This window comes from Kitasatospora sp. NPDC054768 (genome assembly GCF_053612025.1).
On record NZ_JBSHBN010000027.1, the window covers coordinates 15326 to 28603 of the forward strand.

The following is a 13278-nucleotide window of genomic DNA, read 5'->3' on the forward strand; positions in this document are numbered from 1 at the left end:
TGGTGTCAGCCGTCGGAGGGAGAGCGCCATGACCGCCATCGATGATCGGATGACCGGGATCTTCGAGAACCTGGAGGTGCCGGAAGGCGTCAAGGCCGAGCTCATCAGGGGGGAAATCGTGATGATGGCCGGGCCTGACATGGTCCACAACCTCATCGTCCTGGCGATTCAGCACCAGCTTCCGTACGGTCGGTGGCGCCCTCTCACCACGCAGGACCTGGGGATCCCCGGCCAGGCCAGCGAACCTCAGCCCGACCTGGTCGTCTTCGAACGCGGGGCGGTCGAGGAGCACGGACGGCTACTGCCGTCGCCGGCGGTCTCCCTGGTGGTCGAGGTGGTGTCGAAGACCAGTGTCGACCGCGACTACCGGACCAAGCGGGAGCTCTATGCCGAGGGCACTGTCCCCGCGTATCTGATCGTCGACCCGATCAAGGGAGTGTGTGTGCTGCTGACCGAGTTGGGTCAGGAGCCCGGCTCCGGTCTCCCGAGGTACATGTCCGAGCGGACCAGTAAGTTCGGCGAGCCCGTCCCCATCGAGCTGCTTGAAATCAATCTGGACACCACGGACTTTCAGAAATACGTCTGACCGGCCTCACTCCGGCAGGGCCGTGAAGTCGATCAGCTCCTCCACCCGGCCCAGCAGTTCGGGCTCAAGGTCCCTGTAGCTGTTCACCTTCGACAGGATGTGCTTCCAGGCCGCCGGGGTGTCCACCGGCCAGCCGAGGCGGCGGCAGGTGCCCTCCTTCCAGTCCTCGCCCCGCGGGACGGCGGGCCAGCCGGGGATGCCCACGCTGGAGGGCTTCACGGCCTGCCAGATGTCGATGTAGGGGTGGCCGGCGACCAGCACCGAGTCGCCGGTGACCTGGGCGGCGATGCGGTGCTCCTTCGTCCCCGGCAGCAGGTGGTCGACCAGGACGCCGAGGCGGCGGCCGGGGCCGGGGGCGAAGTCGGCGACGATCGCGGGCAGGTCGTCGATGCCGCGCAGGTACTCGACGACGACGCCCTCGGTCCGCAGGTCGTCGCCCCAGACCCGCTCGACCAGCTCGGCGTCGTGCCGGCCCTCGACGTAGATCCGGGACTCGCGGGCGACCCGGGCGCGGGCGTTCGGGACGGCGACGGAGCCGGAGGCGGTGCGGCCCGGCGTCCGGGCGGGAGCCGGGCCGGCCGGCCGGACCAGGGTGACGGCCCGGCCCTCCAGCAGGAAGCCGCGCGGCACCAGCGGGAACACCCGGTGCTTGCCGAACCGGTCCTCCAGGGTGACGGTGAACCCCTCGGCGGTCTTCTCGCAGCGCACCACCGCCCCGCAGAAGCCGGTCGCCGTCTCCTCGACCACCAGGTCCCGCTCGGCGGGCACCTCCGGGGCGGGCTGCTGCTTCTTCCACGGCGGGGTCAGGTCGGGTCCGTACTGGCGGCTGCGCATACGGGTGATCATAGGGACGGCGGACGGTGTGTCAGAGGCCCGGCGCGCCCCAGACCGGGAACCAGCGGCTCAGGTCCTTCTCCAGCCGCAGGTCGTTCCCCAGCATCGCGTTGACCTGCAGCTCCAGCGGGCTGTTGCGCTTCTCCCCACCGCCGGGCATCGGGGCGAAGGGGTAGAACGTCCCGCGCTTGTAGAGGTAGACCAGGGCCAGCGACCGCCCCTGCGGATCGCGGAAGCCGACCAGCGAGCAGAGCAGCTGCGGCCCGAAGCCGTTCGCCTCCAGCTCGCTGTTGACCGCGTGCAGGTCGTTGACCAGCTCCGGCAGCTCCTCGGGCCGGTGCCGGGCGAGCAGCCAGGAGTAGCCGTAGTCGTCCTTGGAGGCCTCCACCGGGACGCCGCCGCGCTCGGTGTCGGCGTCCAGCAGGGCCCGGACCTGCTGCTCGACCTGGACGAAGGCCGCACCCTCGACGGCCGCGAAGCAGACCGAGCCGAGCCCGGTGGGGGTGAACCCGGCCCCGGCCTCCAGGGTGAGCGCGGCGGACGGCACGCCGAACAGCTGGTCGAGGTCGGGCTTGACGGGCTTGGTGCGGCCGAACAGGGTGTCCAGGATTCCCACGGCGGTCCTCTCGCGTCAGGGGCTCGGCGGGTTCAGCGGCCGAGCTGCTCGGAGATCCTCGCCAGCTGCTCCAGCCGCTTCTCCAGGCTGGGGTGGGTGGAGAACAGCTGCGAGGCGGCCTCCCGGGCGCTCAGCGCGGGGGCGAAGTAGAAGGCGTTGTACGGCTGCGCCTGGCGCAGGTCCTTGCTGGGGATGGCCGCGATCTGCCCGGTCACCTTGGTGAGCGCCGAGGCCAGGGCGCTGGGCCGGCCGGTGAGCTGGGCGGCGGCCCGGTCGGCGGCCAGTTCGCGGTAGCGGGAGAGCAGCCGGGTGAGCAGGAAGCTGATCGCGTAGACGACGATCGACACCAGCGGGATGATCAGCGCCAGGATGGCGGCGTTCTGGTCGTTGTTGTTGCGCCCGCCGCCCATGAAACCGCCGTACACGGCGATCCGGGTCATCGCCCCGGCGAGGACGCCGAGGAACCCGGCGATCGTCATCACCGCGACGTCCCGGTGGGCGACGTGCGACAGCTCGTGCGCGAGGACTCCCTCCAGTTCCTCCGGTTCCAGCCGGCGCAGCAGCCCGGTGGTCACGCAGATCACCGCGTTCTGCGGGTTGCGGCCGGTGGCGAAGGCGTTCGGCATGTCGTTGTCGGCGACCGCCACCCGCGGTTTGGGCATGTCGGCCAGGGCGCAGAGCCGGTCGACGGTGCCGTGGAGTTGGGGGAACTGTTCCGGGGACACCTGGTGGGCGCCCATCGCCCGTTCGGTGATCTTGTCGCTGAACCAGAACTGGGCCACGAACAGCCCGCCGGAGATCAGGACGATCAGTGGCCAGGCGCCGCGCAGCAGCGCGATCAGCAGGCCGGTGAAACCGACGTACAGCAACCCGATCACGAACATCGTCGCGACCATGCGGCCGGTCAGGCCGCGGTCGGGCGCGAAACGGGTGTGCTGGCCCGAGCTCGACATCGCTTGCTCCTCCGTTCGCCGTCGCTTTCGATGCTGCCACCCGGACGGCCTCCCGGCACCACCCCGGTGCCGGGAGGATCGAACCGCCGGGGCCCCGCGGGCCGTGTCCGGAACTGCGGGGAGGATCACGCCCCTCGGGCCGTTCCTGCCGTGGGACCCGGGCCTTACACTGGCAGGTACGGTTCTGGCACTCGTAGGTTCAGAGTGCCAAGACCAGGGGCCTCCCGGAGCGGCCCGCAGCAGCGAGGGACACAGTCGGACAACGTGCGAAGACGGAGGTGCGTGCCCCATGGCCGGTGAGGTCCGCCAGCTGGACGAACGCAAGCTCGCCGTACTCCGCGCGATCGTGCAGGACTACGTGGGCACCGAGGAGCCGGTCGGCTCCAAGGCCCTGGTGGAACGGCACAACCTCGGGGTCTCGCCGGCGACCGTCCGCAACGACATGGCGGCGCTGGAGGAGGAGGGCTACATCCACCAGCCGCACACCAGCGCCGGCCGTATCCCGACCGACAAGGGGTACCGCCTCTTCGTCGACAAGCTCGCCGAGATCAAGCCGATGAGCGCCCCCGAGCGCCGGGCCATCCGGCACTTCCTGGACGGCGCGGTCGACCTGGACGACGTGGTCGCCCGCACCGTGCGGCTGCTCGCCCAGCTGACCCGGCAGGTCGCGGTGGTGCAGTACCCCTCGCTGACGCGCTCCACCGTCCGGCACATCGAGCTGGTGGCGCTGGCCCCGGCCAAGGTGATGCTGGTACTGATCACCAACACCGGCCGGGTCGAGCAGCGGATGGTCGACTGCCCGGGCTCGGTCGGCGAGACGGTGCTGGCGGACCTGCGGGCCCGGATCAACGCGAGAGCCGCCGGCCGGCGCCTCCCGGAGGTCCCGGGGCTGCTGGAGGAGCTGCCGGCGCTGTTCGAACAGGCCGACCGGCCGACGGTCAGCACGGTCCTGGCGACCCTGTTCGAGACGCTCGCCGAGCAGAACGAGGAGCGGATCATGCTGGCCGGCACGGCCAACCTGACCCGCTTCGGGCACGACTTCCCGCTCACCATCCAGCCGGTGCTGGAGGCCCTGGAGGAGCAGGTCATCCTGCTCCGCCTCCTGGGTGAGACCGCGGACGCCGCGATGACGGTCCGGATCGGGCGGGAGAACGCCTATGAAGGGCTGAATTCCACCTCGATCGTTTCGGTCGGCTACGGTTCGGGCGACGAGAGCGTGGCGAAACTGGGTGTGATCGGTCCGACCCGGATGGACTACCCCGGCACAATGGGGGCGGTGCGAGCGGTGGCGCGGTACGTGGGCCAGATCCTGGCCGAGTCCTAGCAAGGGCCACCGTTAGAATTTCAACGGTGGCGTCCAGTCGCAGCACTACTACAGGCGGAACAAGCGGAGCATTTGGTGGCCACGGACTACTACGCGGTACTCGGCGTCCGACGGGATGCGGGGCAGGACGAGATCAAGAAGGCGTTCCGGCGCCTGGCACGCGAACTGCACCCGGACGTCAACCCGGACCCGAAGACGCAGGAGCGGTTCAAGGAGATCAACGCCGCCTACGAGGTGCTCTCCGACCCGCAGAAGCGTCAGGTCTACGACCTCGGCGGGGACCCGCTGTCCCCGGGCGGCGGCGGTGCCGGCGGCTTCGGCGCCGGCGCGGCGGGCTTCGGCTTCTCCGACATCATGGACGCCTTCTTCGGCGCCGCGGCCGGCCAGCGCGGCCCGCGCTCGCGCACCCGCCGCGGCCAGGACGCCATGATCCGGCTGGAGATCACCCTGGAGGAGGCCGCGTTCGGCACCACCAAGGAACTCCAGGTCGACACCGCCGTCACCTGCACCACCTGCAGCGGCGAGGGCGCGGCCCCCGGCACCTCGGCGCAGACCTGTGACATGTGCCGCGGCAAGGGCGAGGTCTCCCAGGTCACCCGGTCCTTCCTGGGCCAGGTCATGACCTCCCGCCCCTGCCCGCAGTGCCAGGGCTTCGGCACCGTCGTGCCGACCCCGTGCCCGGAGTGCGCCGGCGACGGCCGCGTGCGCGCCCGCCGCACCCTGACCGTCAAGATCCCGGCCGGGGTCGACAACGGCACCCGGATCCAGCTGGCCGGCGAGGGCGAGGTCGGCCCCGGCGGCGGCCCGGCCGGCGACCTGTACGTCGAGATCGCCGAGACCACCCACGCCATCTTCCAGCGGCGCGGGGACGACCTGCACTGCACCGTCACCATCCCGATGACGGCGGCCTCGCTCGGCACCCGGGTGCCGCTGCAGACCCTGGACGGCCTGGAGGAGGTCGACATCCGGCCCGGCACCCAGTCCGGCCAGTCGATCCCGCTGCACGGCCGGGGCATCACCCACCTGCGCGGCGGCGGCCGGGGCGACCTGATAGTGCACGTCGAGGTGAAGACGCCCACCAAGCTCGACGCCGAGCAGGAGGAGCTGCTGCGCCGCCTCGCGGTGCTGCGCGGCGAGGAGCAGCCGTCCGGCCAGTTCGCGCCGGGCCAGCAGGGCCTGTTCTCCCGCCTGAAGGACGCCTTCAACGGCCGGTAGTCGTCCGCGGAGGGGTGCCGGGGGATCCCGGCACCCCTTCCGTGTTCCCGTCCCACTCCTGGAGGTTCCCCCGTCATGACCGCGCCCGTCTTCGTCGTCGAGACCGAGCGGATCGCCGCCGCCGTGCCCGGGGCCGTGGTGCGTCTGGACGGCCCGGAGGGGCGGCACGCGGCCGCGGTGAAGCGGCTGGAGCGGGGCGAGGCGGTCACCCTGGCCGACGGGCTGGGACTCGGGGTGGACGGCACGGTCGCCGAGGTGCTCGGCAAGGACGCGATCGACGTGACGGTCGCCGCCGTGCGCCGGGAGCCGGAGCCCGCGCCGCGGATCGTGGTCGTCCAGGCGCTGCCCAAGGGCGACCGCGGCGAGCTGGCCGTGGAGACGATGACCGAGGTCGGCGTGGACGTGGTGGTCCCGTGGTCCGCCTCGCGCTGCATCACCCAGTGGAAGGGCGAGCGCGGCGCCAAGGCGCTCGCCAAGTGGCGGGCCACCGCCCGGGAGGCGGGCAAGCAGTCCCGCCGGCTGCGCTTCCCCGAGGTCCGCGAGCCGATGACCACCCGGCAGCTGGCGCCGGTGCTGGCGCAGGCCGCGTTCGCCGCCGTGCTGCACGAGGAGGGCGCCGAGCCGCTGGCGCACGCCGGGCTGCCGGAGGGCGGGGACATCGTGCTGGTGGTCGGCCCCGAGGGCGGGGTCTCCCCGGAGGAGCTGGCCGTCTTCGCCGAGGCGGGCGCCAAGCCGTACCGGCTGGGCTCCTCGGTGCTGCGCACCTCGACCGCCGGGGTGGCCGCCGGCGCGCTGCTGCTCGGGCGCACCGGCCGCTGGTCGTGACGGCGGCCGTGCAGGCGGTCGGGGCGGCCTGCGGGGCGGTTCCCGGGAGGGCGTAACAGCCCTCCGCGGGCGGCGCCGGAAGTCTGGGAAAAACGGCGCGGATCGTACGCGCACCTGCTTAGGCTGGCCGGGTGACGGACTCCCTGAGCACCTCCTCGAACAGCTCGGCGGGCGCCTACCTGCGCCATCCCCACCTGCACGGCGACCTGGTCGCCTTCGTCGCCGAGGACGACCTCTGGCTCGCCCCGCTGGACGGCGGCCGGGCCTGGCGGCTGACGGCGGACCACCTGCCGGTCCACCACCCGAGGTTCTCCCCGGACGGGCGGCACCTCGCCTTCACCTCCACCCGGGACGGCGCGCCCGAGGTGCACGTGGTGCCGGTGGACGGCGGCCCGGCGCGCCGGCTCACCCACTGGGGCAGCCACCAGACCCGGGTGCTCGGCTGGACCGCCGACGGCCGCCCGATCGCCGCCACCGCCGCGGGCGAGGCCAGTTTCCGCCGCACCTGGGCGCACGCCGTGCCGCTGGACGGCGGCGAGCCGCAGCGGCTGCCGTACGGGCCGGTCGGCGGGCTCGCCTTCGAGCCGGGCGGGGACCGGGTGCTGCTGAGCAGCGTCAACGGTCGCGACCCGGCCTGGTGGAAGCGGTACCGGGGCGGGCGGGCCGGCAAGCTGTGGCTGGGCCGGGACGAGTTCGTCCGCGTCCACGCGGAGCTGGACGGGCAGCTGGACTCCCCGCTGTGGGTGGCCGGGCCGGGCGGGCGGGGCGGCCGGATCGCCTTCCTGTCCGACCACGAGGGCGTCGGCGAGCTGTGGTCCAGCGGCCCGGACGGCACCGACCTGCGCCGCCACACCGCCGACCCGGACGGCTTCTACGCCCGCGGCGCCACCACCGACGGCACCCGGGTGGTCCTCCACCGGGCCGGCGACCTCTGGCTGCTGGACGACCTGGACGGCGCCGAGCCGCGCCGGCTGGAGGTCCGCCTCGCCGGTCCGCGGGCCGGGCGCCGCCCCCGCCCGGTGCCCGCCGCGCACTGGCTGGACTCCGTCGCCCCCGACCGCACCGGCCGGGGCAGCGCCGTGGTGGTGCGCGGCAGCGTGCACTGGCTGACCCACCGCGAGGGCCCGGCCCGGGTGCTGGACGAGACCCCGGGCGTGCGCGGGCGGCTGGTCCGGGTGGTGCCGGGCGAGGACGGCACCCAGGGCGTGCTGTGGGTGTCCGACGCCGAGGGCGAGGACGCCCTGGAGTTCGCCCCCGACCTGCACGGCGCCGAGCGCCGCCGGCTGGCCGCCGGGCAGCTCGGCCGGGTCAACTCGCTGGTGGTCTCGCCGGACGGCAAGCAGGCCGCGCTCGGCGTGCACGACGGCCGGGTGCTGCTGGTCTCGCTGGCCGACGGCGCCGTGCACGAGCTGGACCGCAGCGCCGACGGAGAGGCCGGCGGGCCGGCCTTCAGCCCGGATTCGGCCTGGCTGGCCTGGTCGCGCCCGGTGCGCGGGATGGGCCCCCACTCGCTGCGCCAGATCGTGCTGGCCAACCTGGCCACCCGGACGGTCGGCGAGGTCACCCAGCCGCGCTTCGTGGACACCTCGCCCTCCTTCACCGCGGACGGGCGCTACCTGGCCTTCCTGTCGGTGCGCAACTTCGACCCGGTCTACGACGCGCACGTCTTCGACCTGTCCTTCCCGAACGGCTGCCGCCCCTACCTGGTCACGCTGGCCGCCGACACGCCCTCCCCGTTCGGGCCGCAGCGGGCCGGGCGCCCGCTCGGTGGGGAGGAGGACGAGCCGAAGGCCCGGAAGGCGGACGGCGAGGAGGCGGCGGCCGACGCCGCGCCGGTGACCAGGGTGGACCTGGACGGCATCGCCGACCGGATCGTCCCCTTCCCGGTCGAGGGCGGCCGCTTCGAGGACCTGGCCGCCGCCAAGGACGGCGTGCTCTGGACCAGGGCCCCGCTGATGGGCGAACTCGGCGACGAGGCCGCCTCGTTGGACGACGACCGGCCCCGCCCGGTGCTGGAGCGCTTCGACCTGAGGAAACGCCGGGTCGAGCAGCTGGTGCACGGCCTGGACGACTTCTCGGTCAGCGCGGACGGCACCCGGGCGGCCGTGCTGGACGAGGGCGAGCTGCGGGTCGTCCCGGCCGACCACAAGGGCGGCGACGACGAGGAGACCACCGTCGACCTCGCCCGGCTGCGGGTGACCGTCGACCCGGCCGCCGAGTGGCGGCAGATGTACGCCGAGAACGGCCGGCTGATGCGGGACAACTTCTGGCGCCCCGACCTCTCCGGCGTCGACTGGGACGGGGTGCTGGAGCGCTACCGGCCGCTGGTCGAGCGGGTCGGCTCGCACGACGAACTGGTCGACCTGCTCTGGGAGGTGCACGGCGAACTGGGCACCTCGCACGCCTACGTGATGCCCTACGGCCGGTACACCGAGCCCGCCCGGCGCCAGGGCCTGCTCGGCGCCGACCTGGTCCGGGACGGCGAGCAGTGGCGGATCGCCCGGATCCTGCCCGGGGAGTCCTCCGACCCCAGGGCCCGCTCGCCGCTGGCCGCGCCCGGCGCGGCGGTCCGCCCGGGCGACGCGGTGCTGGCCGTCAACGGCCGCCCGGTGGACCCGGTCACCGGCCCGGCCCCGCTGCTGGCCGGCACGGCGGGCCAGCCGGTCGAGCTGACCGTGGCCGGGAAGGACGGCACCGACCGGCGCCACCCGGTGGTCGTCCCGCTCGCCGACGAGGAGGCGCTGCGCTACCACGACTGGGTGGCCGGGCGGCGGGCCGCGGTGCGCGAGCTGTCCGGCGGGCGGCTGGGCTACCTGCACCTGCCCGACATGCAGACGGCCGGCTGGGCCCAGCTGCACCGCGACCTGAGCAGCGAGATGGCCAGGGAGGGCCTGGTCGTCGACGTCCGGGGGAACCGGGGCGGCCACACCTCGCAGCTGGTGATCGAGAAGCTGGCCCGCCGGATCATCGGCTGGGACGTCATCCGGGACACCGACCACCCGGTGCCCTACCCGGCGGACGCCCCGCGCGGTCCGGTGGTCGCGCTCGCCGACGAGTTCACCGGCTCGGACGGCGACGTGGTCAACGCCGCCGTCCAGGCGCTCGGCATCGGCCCGGTGGTCGGCACCCGCACCTGGGGCGGGGTGATCGGCATCGACAGCCGCTACCGGCTGGTCGACGGCACCCTGGTCACCCAGCCCAAGTACGCGCTCTGGCTGGAGAACTACGGCTGGGGTCTGGAGAACCACGGCGTCGACCCGGACGTCGAGGTGCCGTTCGCCCCGCACCACTGGGCGGCCGGCGAGGACCCCCAGCTGGCCGAGGGCGTCCGGCTCGCCCTGGAGCGGCTCGCCGAGACCCCGGCCCGTACGGCGCCGCCGCTGCCCTGGCGGTAGCGGGGCTCCGCCCCCGGAGCGGGAGGCCGTACCGGCCGGCTTCCCGCTCCGGGGTTTGGGGGCGTGGGTAGGATGCGGGGCTGTTTCTTGATCCACAGCTCACGGGGGAACCACATGGCGCAGGGCTACCCGCCGCCGCAGTACGGCCAGAATCCTTACGCACAGCAGCCGCAGCCCCATCCGTCGGCGCAGCCGTACCAGCAGCCGCCGGCACAGCCGTACCCGCCGCAGCCGTACCCGCCGCAGGGGTACGCCGCGCCGCAGCCGTACCCGCCGGCACAGCCGTACCAGCAGCCGCCGGCGCAGCCGTACCCGCCGCAGGGACATGCCCCGCAGGCGTACCCGCAGCCGTACCCGGACCCCTACCCGCGGAGCGAGCAGCCGCGGCGGGCGCTGCCGCCCTGCCCCAAGGAGGCGGGCGGCGGCCGGCGGTTCCTGGCGATCGTGCTGGACTGGCTGTTCGCGATCGGCCTCGGCTTCGTCGCCGCCAACGCCGCGAGCCGCCCGAGGACCGGGCACGCGGCCGGCCACGCCGTGCAGAGCGGACCGGTGGTGCCCTACTTCGTGGCGCTGCTGGTCGTCGGCCTGGCCGCGTCCTTCCTCAACCAGGTGGTGCTCGCCCGGCTGACCGGCTTCAGCGTCGGCAAGGGGGTCATGGCGATGCGGGTGGTGCGCCGCAAGGGCGTGATGCGGCCCAACACCTGGCGGCTCACCAGGCGCTGGCTGATCGGTTTCGTCATCCTCGCGGTCTCCTTCCTCACCGAGGACTTCGACACGGACGAGGGCGACATCGTCGGCATGCGCTCGGTGCGCCGGAAGCACCTCCAGGAGTACCAGCAGGCCGTCGCCCCGCTCGGCTAGGCTGCGCCCGTACGGCCCCACCACCCGACGTACCGATCCCGAGGAGGGAACCATGGCCGGCGAGCCGCAGCCCGACTGCCTGTTCTGCAAGATCGTGGCGGGCGAGATCCCGGCGACCGTGGTGCGCAAGACCGAGCGCACCCTCGCCTTCCGCGACATCGCCCCCAAGGCGCCCGTGCACGTGCTGGTGGTCCCGCACGCGCACTACCCGAACGCGGCCGCGCTGGCCGCCGCCGAGCCGGAGATCGCCGGCGAACTGCTCGCCGAGGCGGGCGCGGTGGCCAGGGACGAGGGCATCGAGGACTACCGGCTGATCTTCAACACCGGTGCGGGCGCCGGACAGACCGTCTTCCACGCGCACGTCCACGTGCTCGGCGGGGCGAAGATGACCGAGAGCATGGTCTGACCGCAGGTGTCCCAGCGCGAACTCGTCGTCCTCGGCACCGCCAGCCAGGTGCCCACCCGGCACCGCAACCACAACGGCTACCTGCTGCGCTGGGACGGCGAGGGCCTGCTGTTCGACCCCGGCGAGGGCACCCAGCGCCAGATGCTGCACGCCGGGGTCACGGCCACCCAGATCACCCGGATCGCCGTCACCCACTTCCACGGGGACCACTGCCTGGGCCTCGCCGGGGTGATCCAGCGGATCAACCTCGACCGGGTCCCGCACCCCGTCGACGTCTACTTCCCGGCCTCCGGCGAGGTCTACTTCGAGCGGCTGCGGCACTCCACCGCCTACCACGAGACGGCCGTGCTGCGGCCCCGCCCGATCGACGAGCCCGGTCCGCTGCCCGCGCCCGGCGCCCGCTTCGCGCTGGACGCCGTCCGGCTGGACCACCCGGTGGAGTCCTTCGGCTACCGGCTGTCCGAGCCGGACGGCCGCCGCCTGGTGCCGCAGCGGCTCGCCGAGCTCGGCGTGCGCGGCCCGGCGGTCGGCCGGCTCCAGCACGAGGGCGCGATCGAGGTGGACGGCCGCACCGTCACGCTGGGCGAGGTCAGCGAGCCGCGGCCGGGCCAGAAGTTCGCCTTCGTGATGGACACCCGCCTGTGCGAGGGCGTGCACACCCTCGCCGAGGGCGCCGACCTGCTGGTCGTCGAGGCGACGTTCACCGACGCCGACGTCCGCCTCGCGGAGGAGCACGGCCACCTCACCGCCGGGCAGGCCGCCAAGGTCGCCGCCGAGGCCGGGGTGCGCACCCTGGTGCTGACCCACTTCTCGCAGCGCTACCCGGACCTCGGCCAGCACCTGGCCGACGCCCGCAAGCACTTCGACGGGGAACTGGTGCTGGCCGCCGACCTCGACCGGGTGCCCGTCCCGGCCCGCCGCCCGTCGTGACCGGCCCGGGAACCACCGAGCCGCGGCCGGCGGGAAAAATACGCTCGCATCGGCCTCCGATCTGCCGCAGCATCGTCGGGTGCGGCCCCGCCGCCCGCCACGGCGATCACGCTCGCGGCGTACCCTGGTGCCCCGGAGACACCGAGCGGCACCCGAGACCACGGATGGGATGAGGCAGGCCCCAGCGCCGACCTATGAGTGACACATCGCAGACCCGTACCAACGGACAGTCGCGCCCCGAACCGGCCGACGACGTCCGCGTCAGCGCCCGGATCGTCATCCCCGAGAAGCACCCGATGGTCACCCTGCTCGGCACCGCGGACTCGCTGCTGCGCGTGATCGAGCAGGGCTTCCCCGCCGCCGACATCCACGTCCGCGGCAACGAGGTGACCGCCACCGGAGCCCGGGCCGAGGTCGCCCTCGTGCAGCGGCTCTTCAACGAGATGATGCTGGTGCTGCGCACCGGCCAGCCCCTGACGGAGGACTCCGTGGAGCGCTCCATCGCCATGCTCCGCAGCCAGGACCAGGACCCGGACAGCCCGGCGCCCTCCCAGGTGTTCACCGCGAACATCCTGTCCAACCGGGGCCGCACGATCCGCCCGAAGACCCTCAACCAGCAGCGCTACGTCGACGCGATCGACAAGCACACGATCGTCTTCGGCCTCGGACCGGCCGGCACCGGCAAGACCTACCTGGCGATGGCCAAGGCCGTCCAGGCCCTCCAGGCCAAGGAGGTCAACCGGATCATCCTGACCCGCCCGGCGGTCGAGGCGGGGGAGCGGCTGGGCTTCCTGCCCGGCACCCTCTACGAGAAGATCGACCCGTACCTGCGCCCGCTGTACGACGCGCTGCACGACATGATGGACCCGGACTCCATCCCGCGCCTGATGGCGGCCGGCACCATCGAGGTCGCCCCGCTCGCGTACATGCGCGGCCGCACCCTCAACGACGCCTTCATCATCCTCGACGAGGCCCAGAACACCTCGCCCGAGCAGATGAAGATGTTCCTCACCCGCCTCGGGTTCAACTCCCGGGTGGTGGTCACCGGCGACACCAGCCAGATCGACCTCCCGGGCGGCACCCGCAGCGGACTCAAGGTCGTCCAGGAGATCCTGGCCGACGTGCCCGACATCCACTTCTCCGTCCTCACCAGCACCGACGTGGTCCGCCACAAGCTGGTCGGCCGGATCGTGGACGCCTACGAGCGCTGGGACGCCCGGCAGGAGGCCGAGGACGGCTCCCCGGCTCCCCGCAAGCCCGCCCAGCGGCGCCCCGGCAAGGCCACCGCGCCCCGCGCTCCCCGACAGTCCCATCGCACCGAAAGCTGAGCACA

The 13278-nt window shown here is 73.4% G+C and carries 12 protein-coding genes; 9 read left to right on the forward strand and 3 right to left on the reverse strand.

Annotated elements, in window-relative coordinates; all coding sequences use genetic code 11:
• Nucleotides 1-28 precede the first annotated feature (28 nt).
• Entirely contained in the window at nucleotides 29-586 is a 558-nt protein-coding gene (locus ACWGKU_RS11110) for a Uma2 family endonuclease (protein WP_401047066.1), read from the forward strand.
• A gap of 6 nt (nucleotides 587-592) precedes the next feature.
• Here ACWGKU_RS11110 and ACWGKU_RS11115 read toward each other — a convergent pair whose 3' ends face one another.
• The 3 genes from ACWGKU_RS11115 to htpX are packed head-to-tail and all read right to left on the reverse strand — an operon-like array spanning nucleotide 593 to nucleotide 2989.
• Complete coding sequence (locus ACWGKU_RS11115) at nucleotides 593-1420, reverse strand: DUF3097 domain-containing protein (protein WP_452178214.1); 828 nt, start codon at nucleotides 1418-1420, stop codon at nucleotides 593-595.
• Nucleotides 1421-1451: 31 nt separating this feature from the next.
• On the reverse strand, nucleotides 1452-2036 hold the full coding sequence (gene pspAB / locus ACWGKU_RS11120; RefSeq protein ID WP_380542287.1) for a PspA-associated protein PspAB: 585 nt from the start codon (nucleotides 2034-2036) through the stop codon (nucleotides 1452-1454).
• 32 nt (nucleotides 2037-2068) lie between these two features.
• Entirely contained in the window at nucleotides 2069-2989 is a 921-nt protein-coding gene (htpX, locus tag ACWGKU_RS11125) for a zinc metalloprotease HtpX (protein ID WP_401047062.1), read from the reverse strand.
• Between the two features lie 289 nt (nucleotides 2990-3278).
• Between htpX and hrcA the strand changes: the two genes are divergently transcribed.
• The 8 genes from hrcA to ACWGKU_RS11165 all read left to right on the forward strand — a co-directional run bounded on the left by hrcA (nucleotide 3279) and on the right by ACWGKU_RS11165 (nucleotide 13273).
• Complete coding sequence (gene hrcA, locus ACWGKU_RS11130) at nucleotides 3279-4313, forward strand: heat-inducible transcriptional repressor HrcA (RefSeq protein ID WP_359903053.1); 1035 nt, start codon at nucleotides 3279-3281, stop codon at nucleotides 4311-4313.
• A 75-nt stretch (nucleotides 4314-4388) separates the two neighbouring features.
• A complete protein-coding gene (gene dnaJ / locus ACWGKU_RS11135; RefSeq protein ID WP_380542290.1) occupies nucleotides 4389-5528 on the forward strand; it encodes a molecular chaperone DnaJ in 1140 nt (379 codons plus the stop codon).
• Nucleotides 5529-5603: 75 nt separating this feature from the next.
• A complete protein-coding gene (locus tag ACWGKU_RS11140; RefSeq protein WP_452178213.1) occupies nucleotides 5604-6353 on the forward strand; it encodes a 16S rRNA (uracil(1498)-N(3))-methyltransferase in 750 nt (249 codons plus the stop codon).
• A gap of 131 nt (nucleotides 6354-6484) precedes the next feature.
• The gene (locus ACWGKU_RS11145; RefSeq protein WP_452178212.1) at nucleotides 6485-9748 is read left to right on the forward strand and encodes a S41 family peptidase; all 3264 of its coding nucleotides are present in this window, start codon (nucleotides 6485-6487) and stop codon (nucleotides 9746-9748) included.
• Between the two features lie 114 nt (nucleotides 9749-9862).
• Nucleotides 9863-10609 (forward strand): RDD family protein, encoded by a 747-nt coding sequence (locus tag ACWGKU_RS11150; protein WP_452178211.1) that lies wholly within the window; start codon nucleotides 9863-9865, stop codon nucleotides 10607-10609.
• Nucleotides 10610-10661: 52 nt separating this feature from the next.
• Nucleotides 10662-11015, forward strand: a complete 354-nt coding sequence (locus ACWGKU_RS11155) for a histidine triad nucleotide-binding protein (RefSeq protein WP_359903038.1) — start codon at nucleotides 10662-10664, stop codon at nucleotides 11013-11015.
• Between the two features lie 6 nt (nucleotides 11016-11021).
• Complete coding sequence (locus tag ACWGKU_RS11160) at nucleotides 11022-11945, forward strand: ribonuclease Z (RefSeq protein ID WP_401049201.1); 924 nt, start codon at nucleotides 11022-11024, stop codon at nucleotides 11943-11945.
• 194 nt (nucleotides 11946-12139) lie between these two features.
• Nucleotides 12140-13273: a PhoH family protein gene (locus ACWGKU_RS11165; RefSeq protein WP_452178210.1), complete on the forward strand. Its 1134-nt coding sequence runs from the start codon at nucleotides 12140-12142 to the stop codon at nucleotides 13271-13273.
• Nucleotides 13274-13278: the final 5 nt, after the last annotated feature.

Coding starts and splice junctions, on each gene's coding strand:
- ACWGKU_RS11150 (WP_452178211.1), top strand. CDS start 9,863: ATGGCGCAGGGCTACCCGCCGCCGCAGTACGGCCAGAATCCTTACGCA.
- htpX (WP_401047062.1), bottom strand. CDS start 2,989: ATGTCGAGCTCGGGCCAGCACACCCGTTTCGCGCCCGACCGCGGCCTG.
- ACWGKU_RS11140 (WP_452178213.1), top strand. CDS start 5,604: ATGACCGCGCCCGTCTTCGTCGTCGAGACCGAGCGGATCGCCGCCGCC.
- ACWGKU_RS11165 (WP_452178210.1), top strand. CDS start 12,140: ATGAGTGACACATCGCAGACCCGTACCAACGGACAGTCGCGCCCCGAA.
- hrcA (WP_359903053.1), top strand. CDS start 3,279: ATGGCCGGTGAGGTCCGCCAGCTGGACGAACGCAAGCTCGCCGTACTC.
- ACWGKU_RS11115 (WP_452178214.1), bottom strand. CDS start 1,420: ATGCGCAGCCGCCAGTACGGACCCGACCTGACCCCGCCGTGGAAGAAG.
- ACWGKU_RS11110 (WP_401047066.1), top strand. CDS start 29: ATGACCGCCATCGATGATCGGATGACCGGGATCTTCGAGAACCTGGAG.
- ACWGKU_RS11155 (WP_359903038.1), top strand. CDS start 10,662: ATGGCCGGCGAGCCGCAGCCCGACTGCCTGTTCTGCAAGATCGTGGCG.